Source organism: Lysinibacillus sp. FJAT-14222, assembly GCF_001278875.1.
GTDB classification, from domain to species: domain Bacteria; phylum Bacillota; class Bacilli; order Bacillales_A; family Planococcaceae; genus Lysinibacillus; species Lysinibacillus agricola.
Genome location: NZ_LIYL01000034.1, coordinates 186321 through 207337, shown reverse-complemented (window position 1 = coordinate 207337; position 21017 = coordinate 186321). Strand labels below are relative to the sequence as shown.

Here is a 21017-nt window from a genome sequence, read left to right as displayed (position 1 = left end):
GACACCTCCCGCATGCAAATTCGAAAGCTGCAATTGCTACTAGGGCAATCCCTGTATTGCCACTTGTTAGCGAGTAGTACGTAGCAGAAATCAACGTCTTCTCAACTACCCCATTTTTAACCCTAATAAATTTAAAGAAAAACAAAAGTAATCTTTAAAATACATGAATATATGTTTATTTGGTGAAATTTACTTTAAATTTGCTAATTAACGATATTTTAGAATAATATTTGTTAAAATGTAAGCCTTGTTTATAAGTTAATTAGAGTGGAAATTGGGTGACTACTTGGGATCAGCGTTATAAATGAGTTATTAAATTAGTTTGATGTTGTTTGGGAGATGAAAGAATGAAAGAGACAATTTCTGCTGTTTGTACAACAGCTGAGACAAAAATCAACATGATGAAGCAAAAGCCTGCTAATTATTTATTGTTAGCTATTTTTGGAGGACTTTTTATCGGATTTGGAATTTTGCTCATCACTACTATTGGCGGCTTATTAAGTCCAACTGGGGTACCGAGTATGAAGATCGTACAAGGACTAGCATTTGGTGTGGCACTTAGTATGGTCATGATGGCTGGTGCCAATTTATTTACCGGTGATAATCTAGTATTGACGGTTAGTACACTATCAAAAAAATCATCACCATTAGAGATGTTGGGCATTTGGACGTTTAGTTACATAGGAAACTTCTTTGGTTCTCTTTTAGCAGCCGCATTATTTTTTTACTCGGGGCTAGCAGGTGGAGACATAGCAGCTTACATTGAAAAACTGGCAACAGCTAAGATGAGTGGTAGCTTCGTTGAACTTTTATGTCGAGGTATTTTATGTAATTTGCTTGTATGCTTGGCCGTATGGTGTACCTATAAATTAAAAACTGAGACTGGGAAATTAGTGATGATTTTCTGCTGTATTTTCCCTTTTGTTACAATTGGATTTGAGCATTGTATAGCAAATATGACATTGTTTTCCCTTGCGCTCTTATTACCTCATGGTGAACTCGTATCGTTTGCTGGAGCCATTTCAAATTTATTACCCGTAACGCTAGGTAATATTATTGGGGGAGCCGTTATTGGTTTTGTCTATTGGGTAAATGGCAGAGAGTAATATTTCTGACAATTGCAATTGCAGTTAGCATTATTTCCATAGTTGGACAACTAGTAAAAATACTATGTGCAATAGAAGTTTGTAAAAGGCTTATTTATATTGATACATATAAAGAAAAGTTAAATGCCATGCGATTATATGAAGTAAAATTAACGGATGAATACTTGACAAATTCCATCTATTAATATTTTGACTTTGAAATAAATCATAGATAGAATGACAGGTAGAGTTGCTTATGTAACTCTACCTGTTTTATTTATGTCAATGTGATTAATGTTGTGAAATTAATAGATAGTGCAATTTATATAAAAGAGAGGAGGAAGACGATAATGGAACAAGAAGTGAATCAACATACCATCCTTCAAGCAATCTTGGAACTTTCTAATCAAATGCAAGACATGAAATTAGATCTTCAGAAACAGATCGAAGCGGTTGAAAGAAGATTAGAAGAGAAGATCGAAGCGGTTGAAAGAAGATTAGAAGAGAAAATCGAAGCGGTTGAGAGAAGATTAGATGAGAAGATCACCTGTACCTGTCGCTACGCTTTCGGCACAAAAGACATCTGCTGAAAGAAGTTAATATCAATTATGCCGAGACATAATTGATATTAAAATACCGTATCCCTTGAGGTTACGGTATTTTTTTATCTTCATTCAGCAATGTTTTATAGGCGAAAGCGGAGCGTCAATCAGAGAAGACTCCAGCCAAACACCAACTGAAAGAAGATAAAACCTTCTGGCGGTTGTCACGGATTTTGGAAGGAGTCAATGGTGCAAGCACAATTCAAAATCCGGACGCATTACCCTAAGGCGCAATTGATGGTATAATCTTATTTGAAATAAATGGCTATAAGGAGTGAAAATATTGTTAAAAATAGAGGTATTTGAACAATTAAAAAAGGCAATGAAAGAAAAGGATGTATTAGCAAAAGGCGTACTATCGCTTTTGAAATCTGCCCTAGATTTAGCTGAGAAGGAAAAGGGAGAGGCATTATCGTCTGAAGAAGAGATTGCTATCGTTAATCGTGAGGTAAAGCAAACAAATCAGGCTTTAGACGGTGCTCAAAATGCAGGGCGAGATGATTTAATTGAAAAAGAGGAAGCAAAATTAGTCCTATTAAAATCTTTTTTACCGAAGCAATTAACTGAAGAAGAAATTGCAGAAAAATTAGTGACAGCTGGCGTTGTAAAAGGGATGAACATGGGTGAAGCGATGAAAATTGCAAAACCTCTGTTAACTGGCCAAGCAGATGGTGCTGTCATTTCAAAAATTGTGAAGGGTCTTATTTAATATCATTAAAAACGAATCTCCCACTCAAGCAGTAGGGGTTCGTTTTTTTAGTCATACATTATTTTTTGATCCATGCTTGTGTAACTATTGCCAAATAGTGAAAATTTAAATATACTATTTATTAACCACTGGTCAAATAAGGAGGGTAATATGTCACCACGTAAGCCGTCAACAAAAGATTTGACGAAAGAAATGATTATAAATGAAGCACATAAGCAATTTATCACGAAGGATTTTCATCAAGTATCGATGCGAAGTATTGCTAAAGAGGTTGGCTGTAGTCATGGGGCAATTTACTATCATTTTAAAAATAAAGCAGAAATTTTTTACGCAATTTTAGGTGATTATTTTTCTGAATTAAATAATACTTTAGATGAAACAGTGAATGGCCCTGGGGATAATAACACTAAATTGCTAAACGTTTTTGTGGGCTATATGGCGTTTGGTTTAAATAATCAAAGCCAATATGAATTAATGTTTATGATGAGAGATAGTGAAGTTGATGGACTTTCACAAGAGGCAGCGAACCTTAGTTATCAAAAATTTGCTCAATCTGTACAGTTCTTATCAAAGACTGAACTGTTGCTTTCAGATATACATTCTACATTTATTGCTCTTCATGGATTTGTTGCACATTATCGACATTATGTAAAAAATTATGAGGAAGTAAAAGAAGCGGTAGATGTACATGCAAAATTTCTTGTCAAAGCTTTAATATAAAGAGAGTAGCTCTAGAAAAAAATCTAGAGCTAGCTTTTAATAGTTATTTGACCAGTGGTTAATAAAAGGGGGAATAGAGTTTGAAAACAGCATTAGTTATTGGGGCATCTGGTGGTATGGGCTATGCTCTTGTTAATGAATTAGTTGGACGAAATATACAGGTGAAGGCATTTGCTAGAAATAAAGAAAAATTAGATGCACTTTTTCAGCATCATAAAAATGTCGAAATCATTTCGGGTGATGCCTTTAATGAACAGGAAATGATGAGAGCTTCAAATGGTGTGGATGTTATTTTTCATGCTATTAGTTTTCCGTATGAGAATTGGGAAAAGCTGCATATTCGATGCTTAGATATGGTGATTAACATAGCCGAAAGGCAAGGAGCGAAAATTGCACTTGTAGATAATATTTATGCATATGGAAGACAATCAACAAACCCTGTAATAGAGCAGGCTAGAAAGGAACCACAAACGAAAAAAGGGAAAATTCGTTTAACGATGGAAAATAAATTAAAAGACAGTAATGTACCCTCGTTAATCGTTCATTTCCCTGATTTGTATGGACCAAATGCAGAGAATACAATACTCTATGAAACATTAAAAAATGTTACACAAGGTAAAAAAGCTAATTTTGTAGGAAATATGCAGGTGGAAAGGGAATTCCTTTATACTGTAGATGCTGCAAAGGCTATGGTTGAGCTTGCTTTACGAGATGACACTTATAATCAGAATTGGAACGTGCCAGCCGTTCATCCAATTGCAGGGGAGCAACTAATAAAAATTTTGCGCGAAATTACAGACTACAAAAAAGGTATTCGTACAGTCTCTAAAGGGATGGTACAAATGATTGGAATATTTTCTCCTTCTATGAGAGAAGTGGTTGAAATATTGTATTTAACAGAAGAACCGGTCATTTTAAGTGGGGAAAAATACGAAAAGGAAATAGGAGCTTTACCACGTACTTCATATAGAGTAGGACTAGAAGAAACGATTTTATGGATGAACAAGAGAGCACTAAAATAGGAGCACTTTTAAAAGCCAATAAAAAATCCGCATAGACTTCTGTTGGGAGAAACTTACCCATAAAAAGTATAGCGGATTTTGTTATCAGAAAGAAGAATAGTATTGCTTAGTTTTGGCTCATCACCATAACGTGTGGTTGATTTCCGTTCCGACTGGGCGCTTTGTTGCTGACGCTTCGCTTTCGCACAGATAAAACAATTGTAGCTGCCGCTTTGCTTTCGCTACAGAAAACATTTGTTGTTGCTGTCGCTACGCTTTCGCACAGATAAAACATTGTTGCTGTCGCTACGCTTTCGCGCAGAGCAGAGCTTCCTGGGGGCGTCGGGGCAACAAATGTGTTCTGTGCGAAAGCGTAGTGCAACGTAGCGGCAGCAACAGGATGTTGGTCACGAAGGCGTTATCACAGGACGTGATGCTTTTAGCCTTCGTTCCCCTCCCCGCTTCACTCGCTCCAGGGTCTCATCTGTGACGCTAATCGAGGGCACTGAAAAAGTCGATTTGCCACAAAAATGTGATGCTAATCGACTTTTTTGAGTTTCTAAATCCAATAAAAGACAGATTTATAATATAAAAAATGAATTTCTTTAGTTTTTCAGTGCCCTGGACGCTAATCCCCAAGGAGTCGCCCAGCCTCCACTCCAATCAACCTATATACATGACATATGTTTTAACAAATGTCATCCACAACTTTTGGTAATGAACCTTAGTTTATTTTATAACTGAAATTTTTGTGTGATATTACGAAGTTCCTGTGCCATCTCAGCTAAATTATTTGAAGATGCAGTGATTTCCTCGATACTTGCGGATTGTTCCTCAGAAGCAGCTGCTACATTTTGAATGTTTCCAGATGCTTGAACGGCTACTACGCCAACCTCTTCTACAGAAATTGCAATGCTGCCAACACCTTCATTAATATTTGTAATAATATTATTGACATGATCCATTTCTTGAGTTAAAGCAGTAACATGCGAATAGATTTCTCCAAAGGCTTCACCTGATTCATTAAAGGTAGTAGAGCTTTCTGCAAGGTTACTACTACTAACTTCCATGGATTTTACAGCTTGGGCAGACTCTTCCTTAATTGTTTCAATACGTGTTCGAATACTATTCGTAGCTGCTAATGATTGGTCAGCAAGTTTACGCACTTCTTCGGCTACAACCGCGAAGCCTTTACCGTGCTCACCAGCACGTGCTGCTTCAATAGATGCATTTAAAGCGAGTAAATTAGTTTGATCAGTAATCTCATTAATTAAAGTTACAATGTCGCCTATCTCATTTGAGTATGTGCTTAAACGTTTAACAACCTCTGAAGTCTCTTGAATAGCATTAGAAGTTACAACCATTTTTTCAGTTGCACTTTGAATCGTCGTATTGCCTTTTTCTGAAATAGAGGATGCACTAAATGCCTTAGCAGTGACATCACTAACACTCGATACAACTTCTGACATCTTAGTGGAGATTGTTGTAATATGATTTTCTACTTCATCAATAGAGGAAGTTTGTTTCTCTGAACCTGCAGCGACTTCTTGCATTGAAGATGTAATTTGTTGAATAGATGCACTTGTTTGCTCAGAGCTTGCCGTTAACTCCTCTGACATGGCAGCTACTTGTTCAGCATTTTCAGCAATTTGCTGAATAAGTGAGCGTAAATCTTCTGTCATATTTTCAATACCATTTGAAAGCTGTGCAATTTCATTAGAACCCTGTATTTGAAGTGGCTCAACAGCTAAGTCACCTTTTGCCACCTTGCCAACATAACTAGTCATATTTTTAATTGGTTTAATAATGCCTTTACTTATGAAATAAGCCACAATAATACCAAATATCACAAAAATCACGGTCATAACAATACAAATCCAAAGAGTCTCTGTTTGAAGTTTAGAAATGAAGGAAGCGTCCATATCTAAACCAAAAAGAATATCAGTATCTTTAAATGGTATAAAAATCGATTTATGAGTACCGTATTCATCTTTATAAATATCACTTGTTTGAACGGTTCCAGAATCTAGTGCTTCATGCATATCATCACTGAAAACATAGTCCTCTAGATGATTATCTTCATTGCTTAATGCAACAATATGTTCTTTGCCATTTGCACGTGAAAGTACGTAGGCATTTTCAATATCAAACTTTTTAAGTGTTTCATCTAATTGATTTAATATTTCTTCATATTTATCTTTTTCGCCGTTATCTGCAGCTTTGATGTCATTTTTGTCTATATCTTCAAAAATAGTTTTAGATATAACCTCTAAGGATGACTCAAATTGTGTGATAACATTATTATCGATAATCCGATAAGACGTAACGAATAATACCACACTAAATAATAACGAAATAATGGCAATAGGAATAGTAAAACTTGCAATATATTTATAGAGTAAAGAACTCTTTAATTTAGTGACTATACTCAACTTTAGCATCCTCCAATACTTTAACCTTTTGTTGTAAAAATTGAATCATATCTCCAATATGCTCTGTTTCAGTATATGGAGATATAGAAAAGAATTTTGCAGCAGCGACTGGAAGTTGTTGTTTTGTATCACTTGTGCTGACAGTGCAAACACGTGTTGTATCACCGAAAAATACTTCGTCGCGACCTTCTCCTATAATTTCAAATAAAGAAGCGTTTATACCATTAATATATTCAATTTGATCTTGTGTATAGCTACCTGACTGTTCAGATTTCCAATTAAAACCTTCAGGATACAAACGAAAGGCTGTGACTGGCCCAATATTAGACTCATTGACTACTTGTAACATAGGAGTTTTCTCAGCTAACTGCGCACGGAATGCTAAATTTACACGCACATAATTTGCTAATATTTGTTGGTAGCCTTCTTTACCAAACGCCTGTAATGCAGCATAAATAGCAATTGAACTACCCATACGAGAGCACTCTAGTGTATAGCCTGTATGATAAGAACCATAACCTCGATTGCCTACATAAGGTGTGTCGAAGTCCTCAATATCTAATAGCTGTAAGTGTTTTCCTTCTTTTATTAAGAATAAGCTTGTTAAATACGGTGTTTGACCAAGCTTTTGGAAGTCGAAGCAAAGGCTATCTGCAATAGGTAGATATTGCATACGTTCTTTAATTTGTTCTAGTCCTTGTAAAACATCAGTCTCTAATTGAAGTGGATTTGCCTTAAAGTCATAATCGTTGAAAAAGGCGTAAAAACCACCTAAAGCTGAATCAGCATGAATATGTATAGGTTTTAAGGAATGTTTTTGTTCAAGGTCAGTTGTAACTTTTTTGATTGCTTGTACATCATCAATGGCAAATTGATCTGTAGCGCCTGTTGTTGCAACTACATACACTGGAATACCACCATTTTCGATAACTTCAGTCATACGCATACGTAAGTCTTCGATATCCATAGAATGGTCTTTTCCAGCTTTAATACGAATTAAATGCTTACTACCGATACCGACTGCTTCAATGGATTTTAATAAACTGTAATGAGCATTTTCTGAAGCGAAGCAATATAAATTATTTGGTACGCCATCTTCCTTTGCGTTCGGGAATTGTTTAGCGATCGCAAGACGAAGCCCACTGAAAACAGCCCCTTGTCCTCCCCATGTTGTATAACCAAAGCTTTGTGTATAGTCGTAGCCAACTAACTTGGACATCATTGCTACTACCTTTACCTCACATTCTGCGGCAGCCGGTCCGTATACATCCCATAGATTGTTACCGTTAAGCAGAGCATTAGTAAATTGGCCTAATATGCCGGGAATGCTAGCCATTGGCAAAACATTTGTGACAAAGTTGTGTGTATGGTAAGGATGTCCTTGCATCAATTGTGTTAATTCATCCACAACCTGATCAAGTCCGACACCTGAAGTTGGTACTTGATTTTCTTGCATTAACTCTTTATAGAAATTGTCAGAGCGCTCTTTCATTGGTCCAAGAGTTGTTGTTTTTGGATTCTTTAACTCATCTAACGAGGAAACAATTTTCTCTAATAGGGATAAAAAATTCTCTCTTTGTTCGATATTTCCATCTTCACTTTGGAATAATTGTTGGATTTTTTTCATTTTCAGCTTCCTTTATAGTTCATTTTTCCTCTATTTTTTTGTTCCATAAAAATAGGTCGTTTTACTAAAATAATAATAACATATTATAACAGAAAATGAATTTATATTTTTCTAGAAAAGAAATTTTCGACATTTCTAAATAATCTAATTTATGTTAATAGGAAGAAAAATAGTAATATTTTTTTGTGGATATGGTATTGTAATGACTTTTCCAAGAGAATTATTGTAAAAAATAAGATGGTTAAGCGATATGTGGAAAATAATAATTTTATATTAAATATTATGTAATGGATAATTTATAATTTAGCTTAAATGGTAAATTGTTTAATGCTTTATGACTATTAAGTGGAGAAATAGATAATTTTGCTGTTGTTTCATTGATTTAGACGTTTTAATAAATTTTGAAGATCTTCAATAGTGACAAATGTATAACCATCTTCAATAAGTGCCCTTAAAATACCTTCAATCGCCTGTAATTCATCTCCAGTAGCATCATACATTGGATGCATCAAAATAATGGAGCCTAGTTGAATATTTTCTTTAACATAATTGATTTTCTCATTGGCTGTTGAGAAATACGAATCAGGCTCCAAATTCACGTGATCGTATCGCGATTATTTTTGCTTAAGTAAAATGGAAATCCAATTATTTTTTTACTATATGGTGGTCGGACAGGGGGAGTTTCTATATAGCCAATACTTCTAATTAACTCATCGGTTTTCTCGATTTCATTTTTGTAAAATGGAGGGCTTTTAAACACCATTCCCTTATGTGAATACGTATGATTTCCAATTTGGTGACCTGCTTGGACAATTTTTTTAGCTTCATCTGGATTTCCCTCAATCTCCTTCCCAATTTAAAAAAAGGTTGCTTTAGCGTTGTAGTCATCTAATAAAGTTAATAATGGCATTAACATTTTTAGTAGGGCCACCATCGAATGTTAATGCAACAACTTTCGCTTGTGTTTCAATATGAGAGATAATGCTGCCAAATAGTTGATAGGACCTAGCGTTCATTAACTTATATGTACCAAACGTTAAAGCAAAAATGAATAATAGACCAAGTCCTGAATAAGCAATTTTCTTTTTCAACTTAAACGCCCCTAACAATTGTAGAATTCAAAACAAGTTGAAATGAAGTGTGAGACATTCTCAAAATCCTTTCAACTTGCATAAAGATTTTTCTTGCTCCAAAATTACCGATAATTTTTTCAATGATAAACCATACTAATGTTGAGGTGAAAAAATGTATAAATTGCTATCACACAACGATTTAGATGGAGTAGGTTGCGGGATTTTAGCCAAGCTTGCCTTTCATGACCAAGTAAAGGTAAGATACAATTCAATTTCGTCGCTTGACCGCGAGATTGAGTACTTTTTAGATAATAATCAACAAGATACATTTTTGTTTATTACCGATTTATCTCCAAACGAGAAAAATGAAAAGAGATTGAATGATTTCTATTCCGCAACTGGCAATGTTCAACTGCTTGATCATCATAAAACAGCTCATCATTTGAACGATTATGAATGGGGTAAGGTATTAGTAGAAGATGAAAATGGACATTTAACATCAGCAACGTACTTATTCTATCAGTATCTTGTTACAAATGGATTTTTAGAACAAACGAATTCCATCACAGAATTTGTAGAGTTGGTTAGACAGTACGATACATGGGAATGGGAAAAGAATGAAAATCAGCAAGCGCGTCAACTAAATACTCTCTTTTTTTTAGTGTCGATCGAGGAATTTGAGGGAAAAATGCTTGAACGTTTAAAGACAGGCGAACATTTTGACTTTGATGAATTTGAAAAGAAAATTTTAAATATGGAAGAAGTGAAAATAGAACGTTACATTCGCCGAAAAAAAAGGGAACTAGTGCAAACAGCAATAGGAGAATACTTTACAGGCGTAGTTTATGCAGAATCTTATCATTCAGAACTCGGTAATGAATTAGGAAAAGAAAATGTACATCTTGATTTTATAGCTATATTAAATATGGGTGGCAAAAAAATTTCCTTTCGTACGATTCATGATCACGTAGATGTTTCGGCAATTGCAGGAGAATTCGGAGGAGGGGGGCATCAAAAAGCAGCTGGTTGCTCCTTAACAGAGGAAGCTTACGAGCAGTATGTGGCACAAACATTTCATATAGAGCCAATACCGGAGGATGCGAAACGAAATCGCTATAATTTAAGATTTTCTTCTTTTGGAACATTGTATAAAAATCTAAAGGAAGAAATTTTTCTTCTATATTCAATAAGTGATTTTGATTGGATCATTGAAAAAAATAAACTTCCGTTAGATCAAATCTTTACAAGCTTTTATGAAGCAGAATGGTTTTTAAAGAGAAATTATCAAGCATGGTTAGTTAAGGATGAGTTATTTGTAGATTATTTAATGGAAGAGGCCAAAAAGGTTCGTCATCAAGAGTAAGGGATATAGCTCTTCTGCAAAACGAGGATCAACCACTTCACGCATGAGTAGTCATTCTAATTTAATGCGTTGCAACAATCATAAATATTTCCTTGACCATTTTGTTCTTCAAGTTTTGCAACAACATTAAAGGAATATAAACTATTCCTTTAGATACATAATGAAATCAGCCAAACCTTGACATCGTTAGAGGTTATATAATGTTCAACTAAAAACTACAATAAATAAAAAGCATTTGTGTATACATACTTTCTTAAAATGAGGTGTACATGATGTCCAATGAAATGCTACTAGTCGAAGGCCAGCCTAAGGGAAATCGAGGACGTAAAACTTGGTTTATTGTAGTATTGCTTTTATTGATAGCTACTTGTGTACTTGTTTTTTATTTTTTATTTAATAAGGACTTGAATTTTGAAGCCTACAAAACAGTTGTCGGTAAAACTACTGAAAATAGCCTCGGACGTTTTACGTTAAATGAAATAATAATTGACGATAATCAAATATTATTGAATGCGACGTTTAAGCCAGTAAAGGATTTAAACGTCGATTATCAAATTTTTTTCTTTCCACAGGTTTTTGTGAATGGGAAAGAATTCACGGTTAGAAATGGAGGACAGTCCATCGCACACTCTGATAAGACCTATACAATTTACAGTAGTGTGAAATTGAGAGAATTACCAAAGGATGAAATAATAGATTTAGATATTCGCTATAACGATTGGAACGGAGAAAAAAAGATTGATGAGCCGTGGGAATTTCAAGTGGAAGCCTCACAAAAGCAATTACAAGAAGATAGAAAGGCCTTCTCTGTTGAGAAAAAAGTAAAGCTTTTAGATGGTCAGGAGATAACGATAGAAAAGATTGTTTCTACACCAATATCAACAACGATTTACTTTCATTCCGAGAATAGCTTATTAAATGAAGCGATACATTTTAAAATCCAATCAGCATCTGGGGAATCCTGGAATTTCGACTTTGCTTATCCTTTAAATGAAGATTATACGAAGTGGGGTGTCCGGCTCGATGCACTATATTTAACGGGGAAGAGCTATAAGCTAATTCCGACTGCTGCAAATGGAAGTGAGCTTGGTTCTGCTGTTAAAATTGGAGGAAAATAAATATACTCGATAATCGTAATTTATTAAAAACTTTACAATAATTTAATCCAAAGAGATGATTGCCCCATGTAATATGAATGTAAATGACATGGAAAGTAGTTGAAGAAATTGCGAAGGTTGTGGGAGATTTTTTTAGTTTCCTTTAAATTAGGCTGTACATCCTTTGGAGGTCCCACTGCACATTTGGGGTATTTTCAAAATGAATATGTTCAAAAGCGTAAATGGTTATCTGATAATGACTACAGTCAGCTTGTTGCACTCAGTCAATTTTTACCTGGACCAGCATCAAGCCAGGTAGGGATGGGTGTTGGTTTATTAAGAGGCGGATTATTTGGGAGTATTGTGTCATTTCTTGGATTTACATTACCTTCAGTTTTGCTGCTTATGGCATTTGCCTATTTTTCTACACAGACAGAAATGGAGATGGGCTGGATTCATGGCTTAAAATTAGTGGCAGTTGCGATTGTCGCACAAGCTATTTTTGATATGTCCAAAAAATTAATCCCTAGTATTCGCCATTTTATAATCGCTTTGTTGGCACTAGCAGTAGTACTTTTATGGATTCATCCACTAGCACAGGTAACTGCTATTATCGTTGCTTCTTTCATAGGTTATCAATTTTTTAAGAAGACCATTGAAAAGGATGACTCAAAAGAAACGGTTGTACCTATTTCAAAAACGACAGGTGTATGTTTTTTAGTGCTGTTTGCTATATTGCTTATTGGTTTACCAGTTACTAGCCCACTTATTCAAAATGAATGGTTTACGATGATTGAAAAGTTTTATCTATCAGGTGCATTAGTGTTTGGTGGAGGTCATGTCGTGTTGCCTTTACTAGAGACACAGTTTGTCCAAAGTGGATTAATGAGTTCTTCAGATTTTTTAGCAGGCTACGGTATGACACAGGCAGTCCCTGGTCCATTATTTACGTTTGCTTCCTATATAGGGATGGTCATTGCTGGAGTACCAGGGGCTATCATCGCTACAGTAGCGATTTTTTTACCGGCTTTTTTACTGATAGTAGGGGCAATGCCTTTTTGGCTAGCACTTAACCGATTTGCCGGATTAAGAGGAGCGATGGCTGGTACAAATGCAGCAGTTGTTGGAATATTAGCTGCAGCTTTTATTCATCCGATTGTCACGCAGACAATTCAAAATGGGCTAGACATAGTAATTGCAGCTGTTTTTTTATGGTGTTTGATGCGTTGGAAAATTCAACCTTATCTGCTTGTGCTAGCTGGCATTTGCGTAGGAATTGTCTGTTATTAAGTACACACAGAGGCTGGGACAAAAAGAAAAATGTTAGACCAAGATATAATTGATCTAACATTTTTTTGATTTTAAATGGGGAAATTCACTTTGATGAAGCAGAAAAGTTATTATCTCTTTTCGCTATTTTTCTAAATAAATGAGTTCTGTCCCAGCCTCTTTTTTGTGAAATGAATGGGCTGCTTAGATAAACTCTTCTTTTCGAATGGATAGTTTCTTCATATGATACTGCAGAGATTGACGAGAAATATTTAATTGTTTAGCAGCGGCTGAAATATTTCCGCCACACTGCTTTAAAACTTTGCGGATGAATTGCTCCTCATTTGTATGCATAAGTGCTTTTAGTGGACGTTTTTTAGGTGGGACGGCTTTCATTGATAATTTATTTTTTAAATAGCGTGGTAGCATATCTTCTATAATCCAACTTTCTGAGCTTGATTGAATCACAAGGTTTTCAATCAAATGTTCTAGTTCACGAACATTGCCAGGCCAATCATAATCTATAAGTAGCTGGTAGAGCTCAGGCTTTATTGTAATATCTGCTTTCATGTACTTAAGAACATTTTTATGCAAAAAATGTTGGATAAAGAAAAGTATATCATTTGGTCTCTCACGTAAAGGAGGGATGTATACACTCGAATGTGCGATACGGTAAAATAAATCAAGTCGCATTCGTCCCCCAGCTGTTAGTAGCTCAGGATCTTCATTAGATGCACTAATGACTGTACATTCTATAGGAATGAGTGTATTACTTCCTACACGTCTAACTGCTCGTTCTTGTAAAACACGCATTAATTTAGGTTGAAGTTCCATTGGCAAAGAGTTGATTTCATCAAGGAAAAGTGTGCCATCTTTTGCATATTCAAAAAGCCCTTCTTGATTTGTAGCTCCAGTGAATGCACCTTTTACAGAGCCAAAGAGTGTACTTTCTAATAGTGTGGATGGAATAGCGGCACAGTTTATTGCTACAAATGGCTTTGCCACTCGAGGGCTTAAATTATGCATGCTCTGTGCAAATAATTCTTTGCCTGTGCCTGTTTCACCAATAATAAGTGTATCAGTATTATAACTCGCAATATTTTTAGCCTCAGCAATAGTTTGTAGGAGCTCTTGACTGTTCCCTTTTATATCTTGAAATGTATAAATAGTGCCATTATTTCTTTTTACAATTACTGGTAATTCCATAGATGCATGTTTTGAATTCATCGTTTGACGTAATTGATTCCGAAGGCTTGTTTCAGTATGGGTAATAGAAAATACACCTATTGTTTTATTATCCTTTTGAATAGGGAAAGAGCTATAGCCAACAAATTTTGGCTCATTTTCCGAATAAGCATGGGCTCGATATTTCGTATAGATTGGCTTCGCTGTTTTTAAAATATGATTATGCTCCGATAAACGACGATCTTGATAATTGTAAGCATCCCAAAGCTTCTTTCCAATCATGTCTTCCTTGTTATGCTCCTCCATTTTAGCAAGTGCCTCGTTGTAATAGACAATATCTCCATCTTCGTTACTGACAATAATTCCTTCATCTAAATGCTCTATAATTTCCTCTAATAAAAAAACTTTATTTTGTATTGAGTACTGAAAATCTACTAAATTATCTACTAAAACAAAATAATATTGCTCCGTAAAATAGAATGGTTCGATAGTAAAAGATAAATGTTGCTCCTGAGTTAATAGTTGTTGTGGATGATGAAATAACATGACGTCAATGTCAGCGATTGCATCTATAGGCATATTATTTTTTAAATCTAATGAGATACTATCGTTGAGATGCCACCATTTCACTTGAAAAGAACTATCTAATGCAATGATATTAGCTCCCAATTTTGTTGCAAAGCGTCTTAATTCCTCATTCACAAAAAAACCCTCTTCCTCGTTATTTTGCATGCAAAAAATTTCTGCTTTGTCCTAAAGCGTACCACAATTATTTTCTGAATAGAAGCAAAATACAGAAAATGTAGCGGGTGCAAAATTTATCTGCACATTTTTAGGTTGTGATTACAATTAGCGACTCTCCATATTTTCGTAATTCATTAAGTAAACACTCTCCTTATCACTTTTCATAAGAATATTTAAAGGATTTTTAAAAGTTGGCATGCTATTTGCATTATTAAAGTGTAGATATAAAAAGGAGGAATTGTAAATGACAAAACCAGAAATCTTATATTCAGTAAAAGCTCAACGAGGAAACACATTGCGATGCAAAGGGTGGCGCCAAGAAGTAATTTTACGCATGTTAGAAAATAATATGGAAAATGCTGAAAAGCCTGAAGAGCTAGTGATTTACGGTGGAATTGGTAAAGCAGCTCGTAACTGGGAGTCATATCATGCGATTGTAGATTCCTTAAAAAATTTAGAAGATAATGAAACATTAGTTGTGCAGTCAGGGATGCCTGTGGCTGTCTTTAAAACACATAAATACGCACCTACTGTTGTCATGGCAACAACAAATATTATGAAGGCAGATTGGCCAACATTTTACGATTTACAAGAGAAAAATTTAACGATGTATGCCAACTATACTGCGGCGCCTTGGGAATATATCGGTACACAAGGTGTTATTCAAGGAACATTTGAAACATTATCGGCTATCGCGAGGTTGCATTATAATGATTCCCTTGTTGGAAAAATTTTATTAACAGCTGGTGCTGGGGGGATGGGTGGCAACCAAACACGTGCAATGACAATGCATGGTGGTGTTGCAATTTTATGTGACTCCAATATTGAAATTATCAATCGACGAATTGAAAAGAGCTTTATAGATGTAGTGGTAGATTCATTAGAGGAGGCAATCGCGCTTGCTAAGGAAAAAGCGGCGGCAGGTGAAGCGCTTGGTATTGCTGTAGTTGGAAATGCCGCTGATGTATTTGAGAAAGCCTTAGAAATTGGATTTTTACCAGATATCGCGACATCAATGACACCTGCACATGACCCGATCGCCTATCTACCAGCAGGCTATACGGTTAAAGAAGCTGAGGAACTACGTGATCGAGATCGTCTTGAATACTTAGAAAAAGCGCGTCAAACAATGATTCGCGAGTTAAAAGCATTAATTGCCTTCCTCGATAAAGGTGTGCATTCATTTGAATATGGCACAAGTATTCGTAAAGAATGCATTGACGCTGGATTTGACGAAAAAGAGGCGAAGCGTTTACCAGGCTTTGTAGCAGAATATATACGTCCGCTATTCTGCGAGGGGCGTGGACCATTCCGTTGGATTTGTATGTCAGGAGATCCAGAGGATTTACGTAAAATTGACGATATGATTTTAGAAAAATTTAGTGATGATTTACTAGTAACACGCTGGATTAAGCTTGCGAAAGAGCATATTCCAATTGAAGCTTTGCCTGCCCGGATTTGTTATATGGGCTTCGGACAACGTAAAAAGTTTGCATTAGAAGTCAATGATATGATTCGTCGAGGAGAACTCAGTGGCCCTGTTGCGTTCTCTCGCGATAATTTGGACTCGGGTTCTATCGTTAATCCAACATTTGAATCTGAAAATATGAAGGATGGTGGGGATTTAATTTCAGACTGGCCAGTATTGAATGGTTTACTCAATGCAGTTGGAATGTGCGATTTGATTGCCCTGCAAGCCAACTATTCAATGGGGGAGGCTGTTCATACAGGTGTAACGATGATTGCGGATGGTACAGATGAATCTGATATGCGTTTGGAAATAGCGATGACAGTGGATTCAGGAATTGGTGTTGTGCGTCATGCTCAGGCGGGCTATGAGACTGCCAAAGATGTAGCGAATGGTAAAGGGAAATTAACGGATGAAAGCATTAAAATCCCATTATGGTGGGAGCCAACAGCAACCTTTGGCCCTAAAGATTTAGTCAAAGAACAAGTGTAAAGTGATGAATTAACTACTTTTAGCAGAAGTCTCCTACCTCTATAGGTGGTGAGATGAATGCAGATTTAAGTTACTTTTCAGCGGGTGTCCAAACACCTGCTGAAATAGAGGAACTCAGTCTAAGAACGCCACGTCCTGTGGCAACGACTGAGTGACCAACATCTTGTTGGCTCAAAGCCCCCGCGGATGTCACGGAATTCGGAAAGGAGTTCTTTGTGCAAACACAAAGCCGAATCCGGACGCAATTATGCCGAGGCATAATTGATCAGAGGCCGGTGCAATATGAACGTATCTGGCCTCTTTTCGTATAAAAAAGGAGGCATTACATGAAAAAAGCTGAAACAACGCATTTGGATTTTGACAATGTGCTAGAAAAAGTACCTCATATTTATCCGAAATCAGCGGTCTATAAATTTTTTGGCTTTAGCTTATTTGGCATTTTCATGTTTTTTATCTCTATTACGTTAAATGGAAAAAAGACAATACCACTTGATCACTTAGTGACGTTTATCCGTACACAGTTTTCATCAGTGATTGTCTATTACATTTTGATAATCGTTATTGCTGGGGCTATTTATCCTCTTTATCAAAAAACTTGGAATAAATCGATAGTAGAGATGGTTATTTCAGCGTTGAAAATAATTGGTGCTATTGCTTCTGTTCTTGTTGTTTTTAATATTGGACCGAGTTGGTTATTGGCTGAAGATATGGGACCTTATTGGTATAAGTCGCTCCTTACTCCGATTGGCGTTTTGGTTCCGATTGGCGCTATTTTTTTAGCTATGCTTGTCGGTTATGGCTTACTAGAATTTATAGGGATTTTAGTGCAGCCTATTATGCGACCAATTTGGAAAACACCTGGTAGATCTGCCATTGACGCTGTAGCTTCCTTTGTCGGTAGTTATTCAATTGGGTTATTAATTACAAATCGTATTTATAAGGAAGGGAAGTACACCACAAAAGAGGCTGTCATTATTGCTACAGGGTTTTCCACTGTTTCTGTAACATTTATGATTGTTGTAGCAAAAACTTTAGACCTGATGGATATTTGGAATCTTTATTTTTGGGTTACTTTCCTAGTGACGTTTTTAGTAACAGCGATTAGTGTGCGCATTTGGCCAATTCGCAATATTAGTAATGACTACTACAACAATATGGATGGCGATAAGGAGAAAATCGTAAAAGAAAATCGTTTACAGCATGCATGGAAGGAAGCAATGCAGACCGCTGAGAAAGCTCCAAATCTGTGGCAAAGCATAAAAGAGAATGTTAAAGATGGCTTAGTGATGGCTATGGGGATTTTGCCGACGATTATGTCGATTGGTCTGATTGGTTTATGGCTTGTCAATCACACACCTATTTTCGATTATGCAGCTTATTTGTTTGTACCTTTAACGTATGTATTACAAATGGCTGAGCCGTTAATCGTTGCAAAGGCAGCAGTCGTCAATTTAATCGATATGTTTTTACCATCACTCGTCGCTGTTGAGAGTGCTATAGAAACACGTTTTATTGTTGGTACTTTATCTATTTCTGCTATTCTCTTTTTCTCGGCACTTATTCCATGTATTTTATCAACAGAAATTCCGATTTCTTTAGGCAAAATGATTGGAATATGGTTTGTACGTAGCATTTTAACCCTAATTATCGTTACACCAATCGCCTATTTATTACTGTAAAGGGAGTGATCGTGTGCTAAAAAGACCTGACTATATTATTAAAAATGCAGCACAAATTTTGCCTTGTACAGGTGATGAGATGCAGGATTTTCAAGTTTTGACTGATACAGCAATCGTTATTGAGGGTGAACGAATTATTGATATTTGTTCGGATAAGGAACTGAAGCAACGCTATGTAATGGATGATACAAACAGTATTGATGCAGAAGGGAAAGTTGTTGCTCCAGGCTATGTCGATGCGCATACACACTTAGTTTTTTATGGTAGTAGGGTCGAGGAGTATGCTGCTAAATTATCCGGCAATATAGAGGGAAATCTGAAAAAGATTGCGATGACAATAGGGCCAAATCGTACGATTGAGCTTACACGAGATACCCCTGAAGATGTACTTTTAGAGCAATCCAAAAAACGTATTATGACAATGCTTAAACATGGCACAACTACAGTTGAGAGTAAAAGCGGCTATGGCTTAACACCTGAAAGTGAGTTAAAAATTTTACGTATAGGTCGTCAATTACACGATAGCAGCCCTCTTGATGTTGTGAATACATTTTTAGGAGCACATGGTATTCCGGATCATTTAACGAAGGAACAATATATCAATGAAATTGTTGACGTCATGATCCCACAGGTAGCACAACACAACTTAGCGGAATTCTGTGATGTTTGGTGTGACGAAGGCTATTTCACTGAGCAAGAATCCGAGCGTATTTTACAAGCTGGATTAGCGTACGGATTATTACCCAAAATCCATGCTGATGCCTATTCCTATATTGGAGGTTCAGATTTAGCAGTGCGAATGAAGATGGTTTCGATTGATCATTTAAATTACACACCAGAATCATTAATGACACAATTAGCGGAAGCGGGTGTCATCGGTGTATTGATGCCGGCTTTAGACTTTGCTGTTGCTCATAAGCGCCCTTTTGCTGCCCGTAAAATGTTAGATAGCGGTATGCAAATAGCTTTAGCGACAGATATGTGTCCAGCTTGCTATACAAGTTCTATGTCTTTTGTCATCAACCTGGCTTGTCGACTCTATCAATTTACAGTAGAGGAAGCGATTAAAGCCTCGACAAAAGTAGCCGCTAGAGCATTGAATTTAACAGATCGCGGAACGTTAGAAATTGGCAAAATTGCAGATATTCAAATATGGGATGTACCAAACTATAAGCATGTAGCATATGAGCTTGGAACGAATATTGTAGAAACGGTTATTAAGCGTGGTCGTGTCGTGATAAATGAAGGGACTTGGGTAAAGGAGAATACATTCATTTAGAAGGGAGAGGTACGAATGAAGGTTGAGTTAACGTCAAAGGCAGCAGAAAAAGTGAATGAAGAAAGATTAGTAAAGTTATTTTTAGAAATGGCAAAAATTAATGGTCCAAGTGGCAAGGAAAGCTTAGTTGCAGCATTTTTAACGGATGAATTACCGAAGTTAGGTTTTCAATTAACGTTTGATGAGGCACATACAAATTTTAATGGAGAGGTAGGTAACTTAATAGCCTGGCATAAAGGAACGGATGACACTATTCCGCCTCTCTTCTTTTCTACCCATATGGATACAGTATTACCGACGGAGCATCTCAAGCCAATTATAAAGGATGGGGTCATTTACTCGGATGGTACTACGATTTTAGGGGCTGATGATCGAGCGGCACTTGCGTCCTATATCGAGGCGATGCGTGCCATCATTGAAAGTGGTGTTCCACATGGGCCGATTGAACTGATATTAACAGTAAATGAACAAGCAGGCTTAGTCGGTGCAAAATATATGGATTATCCAAAAATTAAAAGTAAAAAAGGCTATATTTTTGATAGTAGTGGTGATGTAGGGCAAATTATTTTGCAAGGTCCATATAGCAGCAGAATTTGGTTCATGATTAATGGAAACGCAGCACATATTGCATTAAACGCTGAAGAGGGAAGAAATGCTTTTCTCATTGCTGCTAAAGGGCTGTTAAATATGAAATTAGGTGAGATTGATAGTGAAACACTAGCGAATATAGGCATTATTCATGGTGGAGAGCTGACATCGATTATACCAGGCTCAGTAACATTAGGAGGAGAGGTAAGAAGTTTTTCTAAAGAGAAATTAGAGGCTCAATTGAAACATATGCAGGAGACGATGGAAGTAGCCGCTAAAAAATACCAAGGAACTGTAGAAGTGAGAATTGATGAGAAATATCTGGGGTTCAATATTTCTGAGGAAAATATACTAGTTCAAACAGTAACAAAAGCAACAGATAACATTCAAGTATCCTCCTATTTAACAAAAACATTAGGTGGAGCAGATACGAATGTTCTAAATGAAAATGGATTGACTTGTATTACGCTTGGGAATGGTTTTCAGAATATTCACTCTTTTAGAGAGAATATTAGTATTGAAAACTTAGTGAATACAGGTAGATTAACAGCTGCGCTAATTGAACAGTGGTATGAGCGACATAAATCTCAATAAGTTTAGGAGG

The 21017-nt window shown here is 36.2% G+C and carries 16 protein-coding genes and 1 pseudogene; 12 read left to right on the top strand and 5 right to left on the bottom strand.

What is annotated here, in order from left to right:
* The first annotated feature begins 347 nt into the window (after positions 1–347).
* The 5 genes from AN161_RS15790 to AN161_RS15770 all read left to right on the top strand — a co-directional run bounded on the left by AN161_RS15790 (position 348) and on the right by AN161_RS15770 (position 4138).
* Entirely contained in the window at positions 348–1106 is a 759-nt protein-coding gene (locus AN161_RS15790) for a formate/nitrite transporter family protein (RefSeq protein ID WP_053595295.1), read from the top strand.
* Between the two features lie 329 nt (positions 1107–1435).
* Positions 1436–1675, top strand: a complete 240-nt coding sequence (locus AN161_RS15785; protein ID WP_053595294.1) for a hypothetical protein — start codon at positions 1436–1438, stop codon at positions 1673–1675.
* Between the two features lie 295 nt (positions 1676–1970).
* The gene (locus tag AN161_RS15780) at positions 1971–2396 is read left to right on the top strand and encodes a GatB/YqeY domain-containing protein (protein WP_053595293.1); all 426 of its coding nucleotides are present in this window, start codon (positions 1971–1973) and stop codon (positions 2394–2396) included.
* A gap of 150 nt (positions 2397–2546) precedes the next feature.
* Complete coding sequence (locus tag AN161_RS15775; RefSeq protein ID WP_053595292.1) at positions 2547–3116, top strand: TetR/AcrR family transcriptional regulator; 570 nt, start codon at positions 2547–2549, stop codon at positions 3114–3116.
* A gap of 80 nt (positions 3117–3196) precedes the next feature.
* Positions 3197–4138: an SDR family NAD(P)-dependent oxidoreductase gene (locus AN161_RS15770; protein ID WP_053595291.1), complete on the top strand. Its 942-nt coding sequence runs from the start codon at positions 3197–3199 to the stop codon at positions 4136–4138.
* A 106-nt stretch (positions 4139–4244) separates the two neighbouring features.
* On the opposite strand, the gene AN161_RS28925 is transcribed toward AN161_RS15770, so the two are convergent.
* The 4 genes and pseudogenes from AN161_RS28925 to AN161_RS15755 form a co-directional block, all read right to left on the bottom strand.
* Positions 4245–4499: a hypothetical protein gene (locus AN161_RS28925; protein ID WP_143114840.1), complete on the bottom strand. Its 255-nt coding sequence runs from the start codon at positions 4497–4499 to the stop codon at positions 4245–4247.
* 352 nt (positions 4500–4851) lie between these two features.
* Positions 4852–6558 carry a HAMP domain-containing methyl-accepting chemotaxis protein gene (locus tag AN161_RS15765; RefSeq protein WP_241774578.1) on the bottom strand — a complete coding sequence of 569 codons (1707 nt, stop codon included), beginning with the start codon at positions 6556–6558 and terminating at the stop codon, positions 4852–4854.
* Entirely contained in the window at positions 6533–8176 is a 1644-nt protein-coding gene (locus tag AN161_RS15760; RefSeq protein WP_053595289.1) for a pyridoxal-dependent decarboxylase, read from the bottom strand. The genes AN161_RS15765 and AN161_RS15760 overlap by 26 nt, the downstream gene beginning before the upstream one ends.
* Before the next feature lie 374 nt (positions 8177–8550).
* A pseudogene (locus AN161_RS15755) lies at positions 8551–9267 on the bottom strand (polysaccharide deacetylase family protein).
* 154 nt (positions 9268–9421) lie between these two features.
* Here AN161_RS15755 and AN161_RS15750 point away from each other — a divergent pair.
* The 3 genes from AN161_RS15750 (at position 9422) to chrA (ending at position 12999) form a co-directional block, all read left to right on the top strand.
* Positions 9422–10612: an oligoribonuclease gene (locus tag AN161_RS15750; protein WP_053595288.1), complete on the top strand. Its 1191-nt coding sequence runs from the start codon at positions 9422–9424 to the stop codon at positions 10610–10612.
* 269 nt (positions 10613–10881) lie between these two features.
* On the top strand, positions 10882–11730 hold the full coding sequence (locus AN161_RS15745) for a DUF4179 domain-containing protein (protein ID WP_241774577.1): 849 nt from the start codon (positions 10882–10884) through the stop codon (positions 11728–11730).
* Between the two features lie 108 nt (positions 11731–11838).
* Positions 11839–12999: a chromate efflux transporter gene (gene chrA, locus AN161_RS15740; RefSeq protein ID WP_053595286.1), complete on the top strand. Its 1161-nt coding sequence runs from the start codon at positions 11839–11841 to the stop codon at positions 12997–12999.
* A 183-nt stretch (positions 13000–13182) separates the two neighbouring features.
* Here chrA and AN161_RS15735 read toward each other — a convergent pair whose 3' ends face one another.
* A complete protein-coding gene (locus tag AN161_RS15735) occupies positions 13183–14865 on the bottom strand; it encodes a sigma-54-dependent Fis family transcriptional regulator (protein WP_053595285.1) in 1683 nt (560 codons plus the stop codon).
* A 286-nt stretch (positions 14866–15151) separates the two neighbouring features.
* Here AN161_RS15735 and hutU point away from each other — a divergent pair, with 286 nt between their 5' ends.
* From hutU to AN161_RS15715, 4 genes are all read left to right on the top strand, one after another.
* The gene (gene hutU / locus AN161_RS15730; RefSeq protein WP_053595284.1) at positions 15152–16867 is read left to right on the top strand and encodes a urocanate hydratase; all 1716 of its coding nucleotides are present in this window, start codon (positions 15152–15154) and stop codon (positions 16865–16867) included.
* Positions 16868–17193: 326 nt separating this feature from the next.
* On the top strand, positions 17194–18546 hold the full coding sequence (locus AN161_RS15725; RefSeq protein ID WP_053595283.1) for a YjiH family protein: 1353 nt from the start codon (positions 17194–17196) through the stop codon (positions 18544–18546).
* Between the two features lie 13 nt (positions 18547–18559).
* Positions 18560–19825 (top strand): imidazolonepropionase, encoded by a 1266-nt coding sequence (gene hutI / locus AN161_RS15720; RefSeq protein ID WP_075807264.1) that lies wholly within the window; start codon positions 18560–18562, stop codon positions 19823–19825.
* A gap of 15 nt (positions 19826–19840) precedes the next feature.
* On the top strand, positions 19841–21007 hold the full coding sequence (locus AN161_RS15715; RefSeq protein WP_053595281.1) for a M20/M25/M40 family metallo-hydrolase: 1167 nt from the start codon (positions 19841–19843) through the stop codon (positions 21005–21007).
* The last annotated feature ends 10 nt before the right edge of the window (positions 21008–21017 follow it).